Source organism: Streptomyces sp. Tu 2975, from assembly GCF_009832925.1.
In the GTDB taxonomy this organism is placed as follows: Bacteria; Actinomycetota; Actinomycetes; order Streptomycetales; family Streptomycetaceae; genus Streptomyces.
On the sequence record NZ_CP047140.1, the window covers coordinates 6,683,919 to 6,700,783 of the forward strand.

Consider the following 16,865-nt stretch of genomic DNA (forward strand, 5'->3'; position numbering starts at 1 on the left):
CGGAAGTTCTCCGGGCCGGCCCTTCTGTTTCCCGTGTTGCCGAAGAGGCCTAGGCGGCGGTCACCAGCGGGCCGGCGGCCGCTGAGCGGCGCGGGGCGATGATCTGGCCGTCGGGCAGCAGTTCGCCGGTGTCCTCGAAGAGGAGCACGCCGTTGCACAGCAGGCTCCAGCCCTGTTCCGGATGGTGCGCGACGAGGCGGGCCGCCTCACGGTCGGCGGAGTCGGACGTGGGACAGGCTGGCTGGTGCTGGCACATTGATGGGTTCTTTCGCTGTGATGTGGTGTGTGTCGTGCGGCTCGATGAGGTGTTCATGGCCGCTCCCCCGTATCTGTCGGTCGGTCCCCAGTGTTCACCTACGGAGGTCGCTCCGCAGGCATTTCACAGCAGCTCTTCCTACTGATTGATGACGCACCACCCGCTCGGGCGGTTCAGTTCAACCGGGCTGTCCTTTCGGGTGGTTCGCAGTGGCCCGGGCGGGCTAGTCAAAACGGGCCAGTACCAGGAGCACCGATACGCCCCGCGACCGGGAGGTCGCGGGGCGTATCAGGGTGTCTCCTGTGGGTGTGATGTCCGGAGTGTCCTCCTGTCAGGCGGCCGGCGAGTCCAGCAGCGGGGCCGGCGTCACCCGCAGGGTCATGAGGGGCAGCAGGTCCGCGACCCGGTGCGGCCGGTGGGCGGCTATGCCCGGTGGCGCGGGGGCGAGGGGGACGAGCACGTCGGAAGGCTGCGGAGTGCCGGACGCGGCGTCGGCCTCGACGTCGCCGTGCAGCCAGAGGGTCAGCATGTAGAGCTCGGGAACGGACAGCAGTCTGGGCTGGAACGGCGTCCCGGTCGACTCGGCCTGGCGCAGGGCGCGTTCGGTCGAGTCGAGGTAGGGGCCCTCGAAGAAGTGGGAGAAGGTCCAGCCGTCCGGCGTCAGCATGGTGTCCGCGGCGGCCACGGTGCGGTCGCCGCTGCGGATCAGGAAACGCCAGCCGGTGAGCCTGGTGTGCGGGGTGCGGCCGCTCGGCACGATCCGGTCCAGTACATGGACCGGCAGCGGCAGTTCGGCACTCAGGGGCCCCTGGACGGACCTCAGAGCGGGGTTCGGGCCTCGCGGACGGCTGTGGGGGAACCGAGTGCCGCGAGGACGCTTCGCAGGGCAGGCGCGGGGGCCGGGGGGACAAGCAGCGGCATGGTGGGTCGCCTCTCACTCAGGAGACACGGTGGAGCGTGAAGGTGCGGACGTCACTGTCTGCGTGCGGGGCGGCCAGCGGCCGGAAGACACCGGATACGAACTCACCGCCCTCGCGGAGTTTATACGACGCGTGTTCACGTAATGTTTCCGCTACCCGTCGAGGGTATTTCGGGCAAGGCGTGAACCAGCCCGTTTCATGCGGCATTTCTGCTGCTTTCCCGTGCTGTCGAGGCCGCGGGCCTGCGGTTTCGGCTCCGACGCGGTAGGCCGAATCCAGTCTGTGTTTTTCGCCGCCGTCCATGCCTGCAATTGCGGTTCGCCTCATGCCGGTGGAATGTGCCTGCCGGGCGTCTGTGTCCAGCCTACCGGCCGCAGAGTCCGCGCGGGACGTTATGGATCAATGAGGCTGGGCATTATCGTCCGTGACGTGAGCGGTCCTCGCCACGTGGACCCACTCGAGGAGGGACGCTTCGATGGGGAGAAGGTCGAGGCAGGCCGGTTCGACCTGTCCGATCGGCAGCGGTACAGAGGCAAGCTGCAACAGTGCCTGGCCGCCCTGGGGCGGCTTCTGGCGGAGAAGAGGTTCGACCGGCCCAAGAATCTGATGGGGCTCGAGATAGAGCTGAATCTCGCGGGCGCCGACGGGATGCCTCGGATGATGAATGCCGAAGTTCTCTCCCGTATCGCCAGCCCCGATTTCCAGACCGAGCTCGGCATGTTCAATCTGGAAGTAAACATCGTTCCCCACCGATTGGGCGGTCGTGTGCTCGATCAGCTGGCGGAGGAGTTGCATACCGGGCTGGGATATGCCGATCGCAAGGCGCAGGAGCTCGGTTCCGGGATCGTGATGATCGGCATTCTGCCGACGCTGGCGCAGCAGGATCTGGTGTCCGCGAACCTCTCCGACGTGGACCGTTACATGCTGCTCAACGATCAGATCGTGGCGGCCCGCGGGGAGGACTTCACCCTCGACATCGAGGGGTGGAACGGCTCACGTGCACGTCTGCGTCGATCGCGCCGGAAGCCGCCTGTACGTCGGTGCAGCTGCATCTCCAGGTCACCCCCGGCCGGTTCGCCGACGTGTGGAACGCGGCGCAGGCGGTGGCCGCCGTGCAGGTCGCGGTCGGCGCCAACGCGCCGTTCCTGTTCGGCAAGGAGCTGTGGCGCGAATCGCGGCCGCCGCTCTTCCAGCAGGCCACGGACACCCGCCCGCCGGAGCTCCAGGCACAGGGGGTCCGCCCGCGGACCTGGTTCGGTGAGCGCTGGGTGGAGTCGGCCTACGACCTCTTCGAGGAGAACATCCGGTACTTCCCCGCGCTGCTGCCCTTCTGCGACGACGAGGACCCGCTGCGGGTCCTCGAGGACGGCGGAGTGCCGCGGCTCCAGGAGCTTGTCCTGCACAACGGCACGATCTACCGCTGGAACCGTCCGGTGTACGCGGTCGTCGACGGCGTCCCCCACCTGCGGGTGGAGAACCGCGTGCTGCCCGCCGGCCCGACGGTGACCGATGTGATCGCCAATGCCGCGTTCTACTACGGTCTGGTGCGAGCGCTGGCGGAGGACGCTCGTCCGGTGTGGACGCGGCTGCCCTTCGCCGCCGCCGACGAGAACTTCGAGACCGCGTGCCGGCACGGTATCGACGCCGAGCTCCAGTGGCCCCGCCCGGGCCGTGGCGGCGTCACCCGGGTGCCGGTCGTCAAGCTCGTCCGGGACGAGTTGCTGCCGCTGGCCGCGGCGGGTCTCGACGCGTGGAACGTGGCGCCCGCCGATCGCGACCTGTATCTGGGCGTGATCGAGGAGCGGTGCCGTCGCCGGATGAACGGAGCCTCCTGGCAGGCGGACACCTATCACCGCGCCCGGGAGGCGGGGTTGGAGCGCGAGGTGGCGCTGGCGGCGATGACCCGTCGCTACTGCGAGCTGATGCGTGAGGGGCAGCCGGTGCACACATGGCCGGTGGGCTTCCCGGGGGCGCGCTCCTGACCGACCCGGGCGCGCGGCCGCACGGTGCTCGGCGCGGTCCCGGGCGCGTGCGCGGGACCTGGCTGCGACCGCCGTAGGTTCGTCGGGCAAGCTGTGACGTCCCATGCGGTGGAGCAACTGGAGGCTGTAGTGCAGGCGCAGGCGGGAGACGCGGCCGGGTCCTTTCCGCGGGAGGCGGTGTCGCGCAGGACCCTCCGGTCGGAGACGCTGCTCGTGCTCGCCCTGTCGCTCGGCGCCAGTGGCGTGTCCGCGCTGATCAGCTTCATCGGATCACTGACGAAGCCCGGCGGGCTGAAGGACCAGGCCGCGACACTCAACGGGTCCTTCGCGCCGGGGCGGCCGTGGCTCGATCTGGCCTGGCAGCTCTTCGGGATCGCGTCGGCGTTGGTGCCCGTCGCACTCGTCGCGCATCTGCTGATCCGGGAGCGCGCCGGGCTCTCCTCGATCGGTTTCGACCGGAGCCGGCCCTGGTCCGACATCGGCCGCGGCGCGCTCGTCGCCGCCGGCATCGGGAGCGCGGGGCTGGCCTTCTATCTGGTGGCGAGGGCCTCCGGGTTCAATCTCACCGTCGTGCCCGAGGCGCTGCCCGAGGTCTGGTGGAAGTATCCGGTGCTGATCCTCTCCGCGATCCAGAACTCCGTGGTGGAGGAGGTGATCGTCGTCGGGTACCTGCTGCGCAGGCTCGATCAGCTCGGCTGGACACCGATGGCGGCGCTGGTCGCGAGTTCGGTGCTGCGCGGCTCTTACCACCTGTACCAAGGCATCGGCGGGTTCATCGGCAACATGGTGATGGGCGTGGTCTTCGTCCTGTTGTACCGCAGGTGGGGCCGGGTGGGGCCGCTGGTGGCGGCGCACGCGCTGCTCGACATCGTCGCCTTCGTCGGATACGGACTGCTGTCCGGGAAGGTGGACTGGCTTCCCACGCCGTGACCGACGGCCGGGCGGCGCGACCGAGGGGGTGCACGGCAGACGCCGTGCACCCCCTCGGTCGTGGTGCGTTCAGGGAGTGGTGAGCAGTTCGCCGTCGATCACGGTCACCGCGCGCCCGGTCAGCAGGGTGCGCTCGCCGCGCAGGGCGGTGCGGACCAGGCCGGAGCGGGCCGAGGCCTGGAGGCCGGTCAGCTCGTCGCGGCCGAGGCGCGCGGACCAGAAGGGCGCGAGCGCCGTGTGGGCGCTTCCGGTGACCGGGTCCTCGTCGATGCCGACCCGGGGGAAGAAGCCGCGGGAGACGAAGTCGTAGCCGGTGGAGGCGTCCGCCGCGGCGGCGGTGGCGATGATGCCTCGCTCGGAATGCGCCACGAGGGCGGCGAAATCGGGGTCCAGGGAGCGTACGGACTGTTCGTCGGCCAGTTCGACGAGCAGGTCCCCGATGTGGGGCCCGGTGTCATGGGCGGCGAGCACCTTCGCGCCGAGCGCCTCGGCGACGCCGTCGGGGACCGCCACCTCTCGTAGCGGGGCCGTGGGGAAGTCGAGGGTGACCGTGCCGTCCTCGTGTGCGGTGGTCCGCAGGATGCCGCAACGCGCGGTGAAGCGCAGCGTGCCCGTCGCCGCTCCCGTCGTGTGCAGCACGTGTGCGGTGGCCAGCGTGGCGTGGCCGCACATGTCGACCTCCGTGGCCGGCGTGAACCAGCGCAGTGCCCAGTCCGCGTCGCTCCCGGCGGGCAGGGGGTGGGCGAAGGCGGTCTCGGAGAGGTTCAGCTCCGCGGCGACCTGCTGGAGCCAGGTGCCGGGAGGGAATCCGGTGGAGTCCAGCAGCAGCACTCCGGCGGGATTGCCCGCGAAGGGGCGGTCGGTGAAGGCGTCGACGATTCGAATCCGCATGGGCCGACCGTAGAGCTCCGGTGAACCGGCAGGCCAAGGCCAATTCGGGGTCGGCGGCCCGGTGGCCCTTGTCGTTCGATAGTTTCCGATATATCGTTGAAGCATCGCGACTGATCACGATGGAAGGAGCGTAGCGATGCGTTCACATGAGCACGGGCCGGAAGGCGGCCGCGGACACTGCGGGCCCGGCCATCACGGTTGGGGTGAGTACGAGGGCCGTCGCGCCGCGTTCGGGCCCTGGGGGCCGCCGTTCGGTGGGCCCTTCGGTGGTGGCCGGGGGCGTGGCGGCGGCCGGGGCAGGGCGCGGCGCGGCGATGTGCGCGCCTCGATCCTGGCCCTGCTGAAGATCCGCCCGATGCACGGCTACGAGATGATCCAGGAGATCGACGAGCGCAGCGGCGGGGCGTGGAAGCCCAGCCCCGGGTCCGTCTATCCGACCCTCCAGATGCTGGAGGACGAGGGTCTGATCGTCAGCGAGAGCGACGGCGGCAAGAAGCTGTTCACGCTGACCGACACCGGGCGTGCGGAGGCCGAATCGGGGCCGGAGGCTCCCTGGGAGGAGGCCGGCCGCGGTGTCGACTGGGACACGGTCAACGAGATCCGGCAGGCCGGCTTCGGTCTGATGGAGGCGTTCGGCCAGGTCTGGAAGTCGGGCAGCGCCGAGCAGCGGCAGAAGGCCGTCGCCGTGATCAACGAGGCCCGCAAGAAGCTCTACCTGATCCTGGCCGACGAGCACTGAGCCAAGGTGCGAAGGGCCCCGCGTCAGTGCGGGGCCCTTCTGCTGTCCTTGCGACCGGCTCCGTCGGCGAGGGCCGCTCGGGCGACCGGCCCGCCGGGCGTGGGCGAGGTCAGGCGACCAGTCCGCCCAGCTTGCGGAGCGACTCGTCGAGCGCCGCGGTCGCCGAGTCCTTCAGCTTGCCGGCCATGAGCGAGACGGCCGCGCCGGTGAACTCGCCGTCTATGCGCACGTCGGTCGCGCCGCCGGCCGGGGTGAGCGAGTAGCGGGTGCCGACGACGACGGACATCGGCCCCTTGCCCCTGATGGCGAGCACCCGCTCGGCCTCCAGTTCCTCCACGGTCCAGGTCACCTCGGCGGGGAAACCCATCAGCTTCATGTTCTCCGTGAAGGTGGCACCTGTCTCCAGCGGTTCGGGGCCGCCCTCGGGGAAGCTGGTGTGGGTGGCGTTCCAGCGGCCGTACGAGGCGAAGTCGGTGAGCTGGGCCCAGACCTTCGCGGCCGGTGCCTCGATGCGCGCCTCGGCGCTGACTTCGGCCATGCGACCACCCCTTCATGTCGGGTTCCGGTGCGCGGACCGTAGTCGTGCGTGCGGGAACATTCAATACTGATGGCTCGTCAGATTCGTGTGGTGCGGCCGGTCGTCACCGGCGGGACGCACGGGACGAGTCAGGGAAGGCCGGCACCTTCTCCTCCGTAAGGAGGAGGAATCGCCCGGGTGTGCCCAACTCCGGTGGGATGCCCAAATGCTTCCCCGCGTGGACGCCCGGGCCGCGGATGCCTGATGAGGTGGAAGACGTGCGAAGTCCTGCCCCGTGGCTGCCCCGGCAGCACCCTGCCGCCCCTGTCCGTGCCGATCTCGAAGCCGCGCTCACCGTGGAGCTGGCCTCGGTGGTCGCCGGTGCCCGAAGGCGGGTGTTGCGCGACGGTGACAGGCAGATCGACACCGCCCATCTCCTTCACTCCCTGATGGAACAGGACCCCGGGGTCCGGGCGGCGTTCGGGTCGCCCGCGCACGTGGCGCGTGTGCTCGGCTACCTCGTCCAGCGCAGCATCGGCTACGGGCTCGCCTGGAGGGGGTCCGTCGAGGACTCGGGCGCGCTGCCGGTGGTGCGCGAGGGGGGTGCGCCGTGGCTGCCGTGGCGGGACGCCGTAGCGCCCGATACGGCCCAGGCGCCCGGCGGGCAGGCCGGCGCCGCGCTGCCCGACCTGCCGGGCTGGTCGCCGTCGGCCGTGGCCGCCTTGGTGGGCGCGCTGGCCAGGGCGAGGAAGCGCGGTGACACCCGGGCCGAAGGGATCGACGTGCTGGCCCGCATCGCCGCTGATCGCGACTGCCGGGCCGCAGAAGTGCTGCGCAGGGCCGGGATCGACGTGTCGCTGCTGGCGGCGCGGATCGCGGAGCAGGTGTCCGCAGGGCCCGCCGCGTAGGGGTTCTCGAGGGCGGCCAGGACGCGTCTCGACATGTGTCACAGGGATGACGGTGCTGACGGCTGCTGACATGATGTGCCGATGCAAGCGTCTCAGGGAAGGAGCGCCGGCCTGGGACTCGCCCTGGGCTCGGCGTTCGCGTTCGGTGGATCGGGTGTCGCGGCCAAGCCGCTGATCGAGGCGGGACTCGACCCGCTCCATGTCGTGTGGCTACGGGTCGCGGGCGCCGCGCTCGTGATGCTCCCGTTGGCCTGGCGTCACCGCGGACTGCTGAGGCGCAGGCCCGCGCTGCTGGCCGGCTTCGGGCTGCTGGCCGTGGCGGGCGTGCAGGCGTGCTACTTCGCGGCGATCTCCCGCATCCCCGTCGGCGTCGCACTGCTCATCGAGTACCTGGCTCCCGCGCTCGTGCTCGGCTGGGTCCGCTTCGTCCAGCGCAGGCCGGTGACCAGGGCCGCCGCCGCGGGCGTCGTGCTGGCGGTCGCGGGCCTCGCGTGTGTCGTCGAGGTCTGGGCGGGCCTGCGGTTCGACGTGCTCGGGCTGCTGCTCGCCCTCGGCGCCGCCTGCTGTCAGGTGGGCTACTTCGTCCTGTCCGACCAGGGCGGCGACGGCGACGACGCCCCCGACCCGCTGGGCGTGATCGCCTACGGCCTTCTCATCGGCGCCGTGGTGCTGACGGTCGTGGCCCGGCCGTGGGGCATGGACTGGTCGCTGCTCGCCGGTACCGCCGACATGGGGCGAACCGCCCTCCCGGCCGCGCTGCTGCTGGGGTGGATCGTGCTGATCGCCACCGTGCTCGCGTACGTCACCGGTGTCGTGTCGGTGCGCAGGCTCTCGCCGCAGGTGGCCGGTGTCGTCGCGTGCCTGGAGGCGGTCATCGCCACCGTGCTGGCATGGGTGCTGCTGCGTGAGCATCTCTCGGCGCCGCAGATCTTCGGTGGCGCGGTCGTCCTGTTCGGGGCGTTCATCGCACAGTCCCAGGCGCCCCGGCCGCCGTCCGGACCGGTGGCGGCGGGTGGGCCGGAAGCCCTGCCCGCGGCGGCCGGCGACGGGTCGGTCGCGGGGGAGTTGCCCGCCGGCCACCGTGCGCCGTAGGGTGGCGATCATGCATTCGACCGTACTTCCGCCTCCCGCCGCCTAGCGCGGGCGGACGTTCTCAAGAAGACCTGGCTCGGGGTGTCTTCCCCGAGCGGTCGGTACTGCCCGTGTGACTGAGCCGAGCGATCAGCCGTCCCGTTCTTCATACGGAGAAGTCACGTGTCGAATTCCTCTTCAACTCCTGTCGGCGTGCCCGCCATCATGTCCGTGGGCCGTGGTCTGACCTTTCTCGTCTTCGCCGGGTTCGCCTGGGGGACCGCCGGCGCCGCCGCCTCACTCGTCTTCGCGGTGAGCGATCTGGGGCCGCTCGCCCTGTCGTTCTGGCGGTGCTTCGGCGGGCTCCTGCTGCTGCTTCCCGTCCTCGCGATGCGCGCCCGCCGTCGCCGGGGGACCACCGAGCCCGCCGAACCGCGCCGGCGGAGGGTGCTGCGGATCGTCGCCACGGGAGTCGGCCTCACCGTCTTCCAGAGCGCCTACTTCGCGGCCGTCGAGGCGACCGGCCTTGCCGTCGGCACCGTCGTGACGCTGGGCGCCGGTCCTGTGCTCATCGCCGTGGGGGCACGGCTCACCATGGGGGAGCGGCTCGGCCGCGGCGGGATCCTGGCCGTCGCGGGAGCGCTGGCAGGGCTCGGCGTCCTGGTCCTCGGCGGCCAGGGCGCCGAGGTACAGCCGTCCGGCGTCGCGCTCGCCGTGCTGTCGGCCGCCGGATACGCGGCGATCACGCTGCTGACGCGGTGGCTCGGCCGGGACGGCGGCGGCGGTGACTCGCTGTCCACGACCGCGTGGGCCTTCGCGATCGGGTCCGTGGGGCTGCTGCCGATGGCGCTCGGCGAGGGGCTGCTGCCGCACACGGCGGAAGCTGCCAGGGTGCTCGGCCTGCTGGTCTACGTCGCGGCTGTGCCGACGGCGCTCGCCTACGCCCTCTACTTCGCGGGCGCGGCCGTGGTCAGGGCGGCGACCGTCTCGGTGATCATGCTGCTGGAGCCGGTGAGCGCGGCGGTCATCGCGGTGACCCTGCTGGGCGAGCGCCTGACGCCGGCCACGGTGGCGGGGACGCTGCTGCTGCTCACGGCGGTCGCCGGTCTCGCGGCGGCGGAGGCGCGTGGCGCCGTGGTCCGGAGGCGGGTGCCGGCCACTGCGTGAGGCGACTCCTCGGGGCACGAGAAGCGGCCCTGCCGGCCCCCGTTCGGCAGGGCCGCTTCTCGTGACCGGCGCGGTGTGGCGCGTCAGAGGTAGTCGGGGAGCGGCGTGGCCGGGGACAGGTCCGGCGAGGGGTCCGCCAGGCCGCGGGTGGTGGTGACGGGGACGACGCCCGCCCAGTAGGGGAGGTCCAGATCGGCCGGGTCGTCGTTCGGGCCGCCCGTGCGGGTCTTCGCCGACACCTCTGCCAGATCGAGGCGGAGCACCGCCGTCGCCGCCAGTTCCTTGGCGTTCGCCGGGCGGGAGTCGGTGGAACGACCGGGGACGGCATGCTCCACGAGCGCGTCGAGCGCCGTGCGCTTCTCCGACGGGTCGGTGACCTGCCGGGCGGTGCCGTGGACCACAACCGAGCGGTAGTTGAGCGAGTGGTGGAAGGCGGAGCGCGCAAGGACGAGGCCGTCGACATGCGTCACCGTCAGGCACACCGGCAGCCCCGCGTCCGCCTCGCCCGCCATCCGCAGGGGGCGCGACCCTGTCGACCCGTGGACGTATAGCCGCTCGCCGACGCGGGCGTACAGCGTCGGCAGGACGACCGGGGCTCCGTCGCGGACGAACCCGAGGTGGCAGACGTACGCCGTGTCGAGTATCGAGTGCACCAGCTCGCGGTCGTACGATGCCCGCTCCCGGGATCGGGTGGGAATCGTTCGCTCGGTCGGCTCGTACGGGGCTTCCGCGGTCTCCGGCATTGCCGTCTCCATTGCACTAGTGCATAATGTCTTTTGTGCTAGGAGAGACTCGGATCGTTGGGCGGCGTGCATCCGAGATCGCCGCGAGCGTCGAGCGGGCAGTGGGCTCCGGGGAGCTGGAACCGGGCCGACTGCTCCCTCCCATGCGGGAGTTGGCCACGGAGCTGGGGGTGAACCCGAACACCGTCGCCGCCGCCTACCGGACCCTGCGGGAACGCGGAGTGATCGAGACCGACGGCCGCCGCGGCAGCCGGGTGCGCCACCGCCCGGCCAGTACCGTGCGCGGATCGATCCGGGTCGACGCACCCCCCGGCGTGCGCGATCTCGGCGAGGGCAACCCGGATCCGGCGCTCCTGCCGCCGCTGCACGAGGCGCTCGCCGCGGCGGCCGGACGGCACGCAAAGGCGCCCGGACTGTACGGAAGGGCGCCGCTCGACCCGGAGTTCGTGCGCCTCGCACGCGCATCGATGGACGCCGACGGGGTCCCCGCCGGGCCGCTCGCCGCCACCTCCGGATCGCTGGACGCCATCGAGCGGGTCCTCGTCGCACATCTGCGGCCCGGCGACGCCGTCGCCGTCGAGGACCCGGGCTGGGGGAGTCTGCTCGATCTCGTATCCGCGCTCGGCCTCAAGCCACTGCCCGTCGCACTCGACGACGACGGGCCGCTGCCCGGGGAGGTGGAGCAGGCGCTCGGCGCGGGAGCCCGGGCGATCGTCGTCACCGACCGGGCGCAGAACCCGACCGGCGCGGTCCTGAGCCGCAAGCGCGCGGACGAACTGCGCGCCGTGCTCGCGCGGTTCCCGCGCACCCTGCTCATCGAGGACGACCACGGACACGCCATCGTCGACCAGCCGCTGTACCCTCTCGCGGGGCCGACCGACAGTTGGGTGTTCGTGCGTTCCGCGGCCAAGGCCTACGGGCCCGATCTGCGGGTCGCCGTCCTCACCGGGGACACCGTCACCGTCGACCGCGTACAGGGACGGCTCGGTCTCGGGCCAGGTTGGGTCAGCCGGCTGCTGCAGCACACCGTTGCGCACCTCTGGGCCTCCGGCGCCGTCGACCCCGCCGCCGTGGCCCGTTCCTACGGCGAACGGCGCGACGCCCTGGTCGGCGCGCTGGCCGAGCGGGGCGTCGAGGCCCGCGGTCGCAGTGGGATGAACGTGTGGGTGCCCGTCCAGGACGAGACGGGAGTGGTGGCACGGCTGCTGCACGCCGGGTGGGCGGTGGCCCCCGGGGCGCGTTTCCGGATGTCGTCGCCGCCCGGTGTCCGCCTGACCGTCTCGGACCTGACGTCCGCCGACATCGAGCCGCTCGCCGACGCGGTGGCCTCGGCGGTCGGCCCGATGCCCGCCCGCAGCTACGGCTGATCCGGACGGTACGCGGCGCCGGCGGTCCCGGCGCCGGTGCGTACCGTGGCAGCGGGCCCGGCCGCCCGAGGCCACGGGAGCTCGGCCCGACTCACCTCCGCCTCGCCCGGCCGTCCGAGGCTCCCGGCGGTCGTCCGCCTCGGGGCGCCGGTGACCGGCCGGGCTCAGCCCCGCTTCGGTCGGCTCTGCGTCAGCGCCGCGCCCACCAGGACGATCAGCGCGCCCACCGGGGTGTTCCAGGCCAGGTGCTCGTCGAGCAGTGCCACGCCCGCCGCCGTGGCGATGACCGGGATGAAGTAGGTGACCATCTGTGCCGTCGTCGGTCCGACCTCCGCCACCAGCCCGTACTGGATGAGCAGCGCCAGTCCCGTTCCGAGGACGCCGAGCGCGATCACCGCGAGCAGGGGCACGAGCGGGAACGAGTCCGGCACCGTGGTGAACAGCGGGGTGACGACGGCGAGTTGGACGGTCGCCAGGCCCAGCTGGGCACCTGTCAGCGAGAGGTGGGAGTGGCTGGAGCCCGCCAGGGTGCGGCGTACGTAGATCCAGCCGATGGGATAGCTGAGCGAGGCGAGCAGCGCCATGGCAGTGCCGGAGAAGTCGAGCCCCGAGAAGCCCTGCCAGGCGCCGAGGACGGTCAGCACGCCGAGGAACCCGATGCCGAGACCCGCGACGCGCCGCCGGGTCGGCCGGTCCTCGGACAGTGCGACGAGGGAGAGCGCCATGCCCCACAGCGGCGAGGTGGCGTTGCAGATGCCGGCGAGCGTCGAGGGGATCGTGAGCTCGGAATAGGCGAAGAGCGAGAACGGCAGCGCGTTGAGCAGGAAGGCCGCGACCGTCAGATGACCCCAGGTGCGAAGGCCGCTCGGCAGCCGGTCACGGCGGACCGCCATCGCGACCGCGAGCACCGCCGTGCCGAAGAGGAGGCGGCCGAAGGTGACCTGGAACGGCGCGTACGCCCCCGTGCCCACCTTGATGAGAAGGAAGCTGAAGCCCCACACGGCGGAGAGCACCGCGAAGCGGATGCGCCAGTCCACGGCCCGGCGGGGCGGGCGAACGGCGGAGGCGGTCCCGGCGGGGGCGGGGCCGGGCGGGGCCGGGGGAAGGGTACGGGCGCGGGCCTCGTCGGCCTCGGTCGTTGCGCTGCTCATGGCCCCACGATCTCGCCTCTCACGTCTTAGAACAAGCGAGAATTCCTCGACCTCTTCGCTTAGTATTGCTTACATGTTGAACCTGGAGCGACTGCGCACCCTGGACGCGCTGGCCCGGCACGGCTCCGTCAGCGCCGCCGCCGACGGGCTGCACGTCACCACCTCGGCCGTCTCCCAGCAGATGGCGAAGCTGGAGCGGGAGGTCGGCCAGCAGCTGCTGGCGAAGAACGGCCGCGGTGTGCGCCTCACCGACGCCGGCCGGCTTCTGGCCGACCATGCCGCGCGCATTCTCTCCCAGGTCGAGCTCGCCCAGTCCGACATCGAGGCCCGGAGAGGGCAGGCGGTCGGTGAGGTCAGGATCGGCGCGTTCCCCACCGCGGCCCGCGGCCTGTTCCCGGCCTCGGTGTCCACCCTGCGCCGGGACCACCCCGAACTGCGCGTACTCTCCACGGAACTGGAGCCCGAGGCAGGGGTCAGGGCGGTGATCCGCGGGGATCTCGACCTCGCCGTGGTGCTCGACTGGAGCAACAAACGGCTTCCCGTCCCCGGCGGCCTGGCGCAGGTGCACCTGCTCGACGACGTGCCCGATGTCGCGATGTCCGCGAGTCATCCCCTGGCGGACCGCCCGGAGGTCGATCTGGAGGACTTCGCCGACGACGAGTGGGTGTCCTGGCCGGAGGGCGAGTTCTGCCACGAGTGGCTGATGTTCACCCTGCGCTCCAAGGGTTTCGAACCGCGGATCGGGCACAGGGCCGGCGAACACCACACCCAGCTCGCACTGATTGCCGCCGGACTCGGCGTCTGCGTGGCGCCCCGGCTCGGCCGGGGCCCCGTTCCCGAGGGTGTCGCGCTCGTCCCCGTACGGCAGCGGATGCGCCGCCACGTCTACGCGGTGTGGCGCACCGACGCCGACCGCAGGCCCTCCATCAGGGCGGCGGTGGAGGCGCTGCGCGCCGCCGCCGGGCCGGTCGAGGAGTCAGAGCGCTGACAGCTTGCGGAAGTCCCAGGACGCGACCGCGTCCGGGGTGAGCCGCAGCCAGGCGTGCCGGCCGTCGTGGGGCATCTCGTCGAGCCCGAAGTTCTTGCGGGCGAACAGGGCTTCGGGTGCGGCCAGTTCGGGGCAATGCTCGCCGGTCCGCGGGGATTCGCCCACGAACACGGCCGTGCCGGACAGCTCGACGCCCCGCAGCTCCCCGTACTCCTCGCCGGCGTCGACGACCACGGCGAGCCGGGGATCGCGGCGCAGCTCCGCCCAGCGCCTGCTGCGGGTGAGGGAGTAGAGCCACAGTGACGTGCCGTCCCAGGCGAACCACAGCGCGCTGACGTGCGGACGCCCGTCGGGCGACACCGTGGCCACCCGGCAGGTCCGCTGCTGCGTCAGGAACGCGTCCACTTCCGCGGGGGTCATCATGATGCGACGGCCCCGGCGCTGTACGGCGGTCATGTGCGGCCTCCCCGGCAACGGCTGACACGGCGGATCCATGGCTGACGACCCGTCAGGAATGTTGTCCCGCCAGCATGGAGGCTCTTCCCCTCGTACGCAACGGCGGCTACCGTCGCGCCTCCCGTACCGAAGGCCGGGACATCGAGGAGGAGCCGCGTGTCATCCTTCCATCAGCTTCTGGAGCAACTCGAGGCGCCCACCACCGCGCTCCTCACCGTCGAATGCCAGCAGGGCGTCGTAGGCAAGGACAGTGCCCTGCCGGAACTGGCCGCGGCGGCGAGTTCCTCAGGTGCCCTCCGCAACGTCGCCCGGCTGGTTGCCTCCGCCCACGACGCCGGAGTTCAGGTGCTGCACGCTGTGGCCGAGCGGCGGCCCGACGGCAGAGGATCCAACCGGAATGCACGGCTGTTCAGGGCCGCCGCACGGCTGCCCGTCCGGCAGCACACCGGCTCCGCGGCGGTGCGCATCGCCGCACCGATCGACGTGGCGCCAGAGGACATCGTCGTGCGCAGACTGCACGGCCTGTCGCCGCTGGCCGGCACGGACGTCGACCCGATCCTGCGCAACCTCGGCTGCCGCACCCTTGTCGTCACCGGGGTGTCGGCGAACGTGGCGGTGCCCAACGCCGTCTTCGACGCGGTGAACCTCGGCTACACCGCCGTCGTCGTGGCGGACGCCATCGCGGGAGTGCCCCCCGAGTACACCCCCGCGATGATCCGCAACACCCTGTCGGTGGTGGCGACGATCGCCACCACCGACGAGGTGGTCTCCTGCTGGGAAGGGCCGCGTCGCGTCACGCGAGCTTGATCGAGTCACCCTCCACCGTGATCGCGGCGGACGGCAGCGGCTTCGTCGCCGGACCTGCCTTGACGCTGCCGTCCGCGGCGTCGAACCGGCTGTTGTGGCAGGGGCAGTTGATGGTGCCGTCGGAGATGGCCGTCACCGCGCAGCCCTGATGTGTGCACTTGGACGAGAAGGCCTTGAACTCGCCCGCCACCGGCTGGGTGATCACCACGTCGCCGACGATCTTTCCGCCGCCTTCCGGGATGTCGGTGGTCTTGGCGATCACCGTGCCACCGCCGGTGCCGCCTCCCGACGCGGCGCCCTCGCCGGCCGGCTTGTCCGACACGGACTGCCCCGAGTCGTCCGAGCCGCCGCACGCCGTCAGGGCGACGGAGAGACCGGCCCCGCCCACGGCGGCGACGACGGTACGGCGCGCCACGGTCCGGGCGGTCCCCTGCGTTCCGGTCATGCTCGCTCCCTCGTCTCGTCCGGCCCTCGTACCGGCCGGTTCGTGATGTTGTACGCGCCGAGGGGCCGCGACGTTCAGGGAATCAGGAATTTCTCAGGGAGCCGTGGCTCAGATGCCTGCCGGGGGAGCCGGTGCCGGAGACCGCCCCGGCAGCCACGCGGGCCTTCTGCGTGGTGCCGGATCCGGATCGGCGCAACCGGATGCGGCCGGCGCGAGCAGGTGGTGGCTCACGGCCGTACGCACGGTGGCCGCCGTCGTCTCGGGGACTCGATCGGTGACGGCGACACGGGCGAACGGCGACGCCGCCGGTCGAAGGTCGACGCGCGCCACGGGACCGCGACGGGGGCGGATCGCGACGAAGTCCCGCACGTCCGCCTGCTCGCGCACGTCGCGCACGCCGAGATACAGCAGGTCAGCGATCCACGCGCCCCGGGAGGGCTCGCCGCGCACGGCGCGCCGCCAGTCGCGGTCCACCGTCACCTTCTCCACTGCCGCCAGGGGCACCCGGACGTCCGTGTGCCGTGCGGTGATCTTCTCCCACCAGGCCAGTTCGACGATCAGCTCCTCGCCCTTGACTGCAAGGCGGGCCATGGCGCTGCACCTCCTTCGGAACGTGTTCTCGCTCAGGGCCGCAGTGCCGCCCGCGCGGCCTTCCGCCGGTCGGGTCAGCGGGGCACGCGGGACTCGTCGCTGTTCTCGTCCGCCGGCGGCCCCAGCGGTTCGGGCTGGACGTGCGCGGACGACCCGAGGAGACGCGCCCCGTGCCGCTCCGAGCGGTGCCCGGACGTGTCGGCGATCTTCAGCCGGGGCGTATGGGCCGCCCCCGGAGGCGGGGGGACGGGCCGCCGCGCCAGGATGCGGCCCACCCATCGGCGGCCGCAGATCGGACACGGTGGTGCGCCCGCGGGCGTGTACGGGGAGGCCACCGGCGTGCCGTCACGGGAGAAGTACTCCCACTGCCCGCCGTGCTCGTCGCGGTACTGCTGGACGTCGTAGTCGGCGCTCCACTCGTGCCAGCACCTGCCGCAGGTGAACTCCACGCGCTCGACTGCCATCTCGGTGATCACGTCGTCCACCTCCATCCCGTCGGATGCGGCCTGCAGCTTCCATTCTAGGTATGTCCGCAGGGGATGCCTTGACAACACCCGACTCAAGTTTTAGGTACGTATGTGACGAGGATCAGCCGGTTCCATGGCCGCCCCGCTGGGAAAGGAGGTGGGCGAGATGCCGGGGCCGTCCCTCTTCCGTGACCATTACACGGTGCTCGGCGTCGAGCCGTCCGCGACGTCCCGCCAGATCACCACGGCGTACCGCCGGCAGATCCGGGCCCTGCACCCGGACTCCGGTCAGTCCTGGGAAGCGCGCTGCGAGGGCCGAGCGTGCGTGCGGGCCCTGTCCGGGTACACGTCCTTCCGAAGGAGGCCCCGTACTCCTCGGATCCGCTGACCCTGCTGCTGCGGTGGGCCATGGACGTGGACCCGTGGCAGTGGCCGTGAACCGCCGTCTCCGCACGTGCGGTGGCGCAGT

General features: G+C 71.8%; 18 protein-coding genes and 2 pseudogenes. 10 read left to right on the top strand and 10 right to left on the bottom strand.

Going from position 1 to position 16,865, the window contains the following annotated elements:
* Positions 1–49 precede the first annotated feature (49 nt).
* Both GLX30_RS29735 and GLX30_RS29740 read right to left on the bottom strand, forming a co-directional pair.
* Positions 50–256: a DUF5999 family protein gene (locus GLX30_RS29735; RefSeq protein WP_279632611.1), complete on the bottom strand. Its 207-nt coding sequence runs from the start codon at positions 254–256 to the stop codon at positions 50–52.
* Between the two features lie 331 nt (positions 257–587).
* A pseudogene (locus tag GLX30_RS29740) lies at positions 588–1,177 on the bottom strand (hypothetical protein).
* Positions 1,178–1,512: 335 nt separating this feature from the next.
* On the opposite strand from GLX30_RS29740, the pseudogene GLX30_RS29745 reads away from it, so the two are divergent.
* Both GLX30_RS29745 and GLX30_RS29750 read left to right on the top strand, forming a co-directional pair.
* Positions 1,513–3,158, top strand: a pseudogene (locus GLX30_RS29745) (glutamate--cysteine ligase).
* Positions 3,159–3,287: 129 nt separating this feature from the next.
* Positions 3,288–4,088: a type II CAAX endopeptidase family protein gene (locus tag GLX30_RS29750; RefSeq protein WP_159695321.1), complete on the top strand. Its 801-nt coding sequence runs from the start codon at positions 3,288–3,290 to the stop codon at positions 4,086–4,088.
* Positions 4,089–4,157: 69 nt separating this feature from the next.
* Here the strand turns inward: GLX30_RS29750 and GLX30_RS29755 are convergent, their stop codons facing one another.
* Positions 4,158–4,979: a PhzF family phenazine biosynthesis protein gene (locus tag GLX30_RS29755; RefSeq protein ID WP_159693998.1), complete on the bottom strand. Its 822-nt coding sequence runs from the start codon at positions 4,977–4,979 to the stop codon at positions 4,158–4,160.
* Positions 4,980–5,115: 136 nt separating this feature from the next.
* Here GLX30_RS29755 and GLX30_RS29760 point away from each other — a divergent pair, with 136 nt between their 5' ends.
* Positions 5,116–5,718: a PadR family transcriptional regulator gene (locus GLX30_RS29760; RefSeq protein WP_159694000.1), complete on the top strand. Its 603-nt coding sequence runs from the start codon at positions 5,116–5,118 to the stop codon at positions 5,716–5,718.
* A gap of 109 nt (positions 5,719–5,827) precedes the next feature.
* On the opposite strand, the gene GLX30_RS29765 is transcribed toward GLX30_RS29760, so the two are convergent.
* On the bottom strand, positions 5,828–6,256 hold the full coding sequence (locus GLX30_RS29765; protein ID WP_159694002.1) for an SRPBCC family protein: 429 nt from the start codon (positions 6,254–6,256) through the stop codon (positions 5,828–5,830).
* Positions 6,257–6,513: 257 nt separating this feature from the next.
* On the opposite strand from GLX30_RS29765, the gene GLX30_RS29770 reads away from it, so the two are divergent.
* From GLX30_RS29770 to GLX30_RS29780, 3 genes are all read left to right on the top strand, one after another.
* The gene (locus GLX30_RS29770; protein ID WP_244258317.1) at positions 6,514–7,143 is read left to right on the top strand and encodes a Clp protease N-terminal domain-containing protein; all 630 of its coding nucleotides are present in this window, start codon (positions 6,514–6,516) and stop codon (positions 7,141–7,143) included.
* A gap of 81 nt (positions 7,144–7,224) precedes the next feature.
* Entirely contained in the window at positions 7,225–8,235 is a 1,011-nt protein-coding gene (locus GLX30_RS29775; RefSeq protein ID WP_159694006.1) for an EamA family transporter, read from the top strand.
* Between the two features lie 204 nt (positions 8,236–8,439).
* Positions 8,440–9,381 (top strand): EamA family transporter, encoded by a 942-nt coding sequence (locus tag GLX30_RS29780; RefSeq protein ID WP_159695322.1) that lies wholly within the window; start codon positions 8,440–8,442, stop codon positions 9,379–9,381.
* A gap of 83 nt (positions 9,382–9,464) precedes the next feature.
* On the opposite strand, the gene GLX30_RS29785 is transcribed toward GLX30_RS29780, so the two are convergent.
* Positions 9,465–10,136, bottom strand: a complete 672-nt coding sequence (locus GLX30_RS29785; RefSeq protein WP_159694008.1) for a pyridoxamine 5'-phosphate oxidase family protein — start codon at positions 10,134–10,136, stop codon at positions 9,465–9,467.
* 23 nt (positions 10,137–10,159) lie between these two features.
* Here GLX30_RS29785 and GLX30_RS29790 point away from each other — a divergent pair, with 23 nt between their 5' ends.
* A complete protein-coding gene (locus GLX30_RS29790; protein WP_159694010.1) occupies positions 10,160–11,491 on the top strand; it encodes an aminotransferase class I/II-fold pyridoxal phosphate-dependent enzyme in 1,332 nt (443 codons plus the stop codon).
* Positions 11,492–11,655: 164 nt separating this feature from the next.
* Here the strand turns inward: GLX30_RS29790 and GLX30_RS29795 are convergent, their stop codons facing one another.
* Positions 11,656–12,642: a DMT family transporter gene (locus GLX30_RS29795; RefSeq protein ID WP_159694012.1), complete on the bottom strand. Its 987-nt coding sequence runs from the start codon at positions 12,640–12,642 to the stop codon at positions 11,656–11,658.
* 73 nt (positions 12,643–12,715) lie between these two features.
* On the opposite strand from GLX30_RS29795, the gene GLX30_RS29800 reads away from it, so the two are divergent.
* Positions 12,716–13,630, top strand: coding sequence for a LysR family transcriptional regulator (locus tag GLX30_RS29800; RefSeq protein ID WP_159694014.1), 915 nt, complete (start codon positions 12,716–12,718; stop codon positions 13,628–13,630).
* On the opposite strand, the gene GLX30_RS29805 is transcribed toward GLX30_RS29800, so the two are convergent.
* Positions 13,619–14,086: a pyridoxamine 5'-phosphate oxidase family protein gene (locus GLX30_RS29805; RefSeq protein WP_159694016.1), complete on the bottom strand. Its 468-nt coding sequence runs from the start codon at positions 14,084–14,086 to the stop codon at positions 13,619–13,621. The two genes, GLX30_RS29800 and GLX30_RS29805, sit on opposite strands and share 12 nt — an antisense overlap.
* A gap of 156 nt (positions 14,087–14,242) precedes the next feature.
* On the opposite strand from GLX30_RS29805, the gene GLX30_RS29810 reads away from it, so the two are divergent.
* Positions 14,243–14,893 carry a cysteine hydrolase gene (locus tag GLX30_RS29810; protein WP_159694018.1) on the top strand — a complete coding sequence of 217 codons (651 nt, stop codon included), beginning with the start codon at positions 14,243–14,245 and terminating at the stop codon, positions 14,891–14,893.
* Here GLX30_RS29810 and GLX30_RS29815 read toward each other — a convergent pair.
* The 3 genes from GLX30_RS29815 to GLX30_RS29825 all read right to left on the bottom strand — a co-directional run bounded on the left by GLX30_RS29815 (position 14,880) and on the right by GLX30_RS29825 (position 16,405).
* Positions 14,880–15,338: a Rieske (2Fe-2S) protein gene (locus GLX30_RS29815; protein ID WP_159694020.1), complete on the bottom strand. Its 459-nt coding sequence runs from the start codon at positions 15,336–15,338 to the stop codon at positions 14,880–14,882. The two genes, GLX30_RS29810 and GLX30_RS29815, sit on opposite strands and share 14 nt — an antisense overlap.
* Before the next feature lie 108 nt (positions 15,339–15,446).
* Complete coding sequence (locus tag GLX30_RS29820) at positions 15,447–15,929, bottom strand: hypothetical protein (protein ID WP_159694022.1); 483 nt, start codon at positions 15,927–15,929, stop codon at positions 15,447–15,449.
* A 74-nt stretch (positions 15,930–16,003) separates the two neighbouring features.
* Entirely contained in the window at positions 16,004–16,405 is a 402-nt protein-coding gene (locus GLX30_RS29825) for a hypothetical protein (protein WP_244258318.1), read from the bottom strand.
* Positions 16,406–16,529: 124 nt separating this feature from the next.
* On the opposite strand from GLX30_RS29825, the gene GLX30_RS29830 reads away from it, so the two are divergent.
* Entirely contained in the window at positions 16,530–16,784 is a 255-nt protein-coding gene (locus GLX30_RS29830; protein ID WP_244258319.1) for a DnaJ domain-containing protein, read from the top strand.
* The last annotated feature ends 81 nt before the right edge of the window (positions 16,785–16,865 follow it).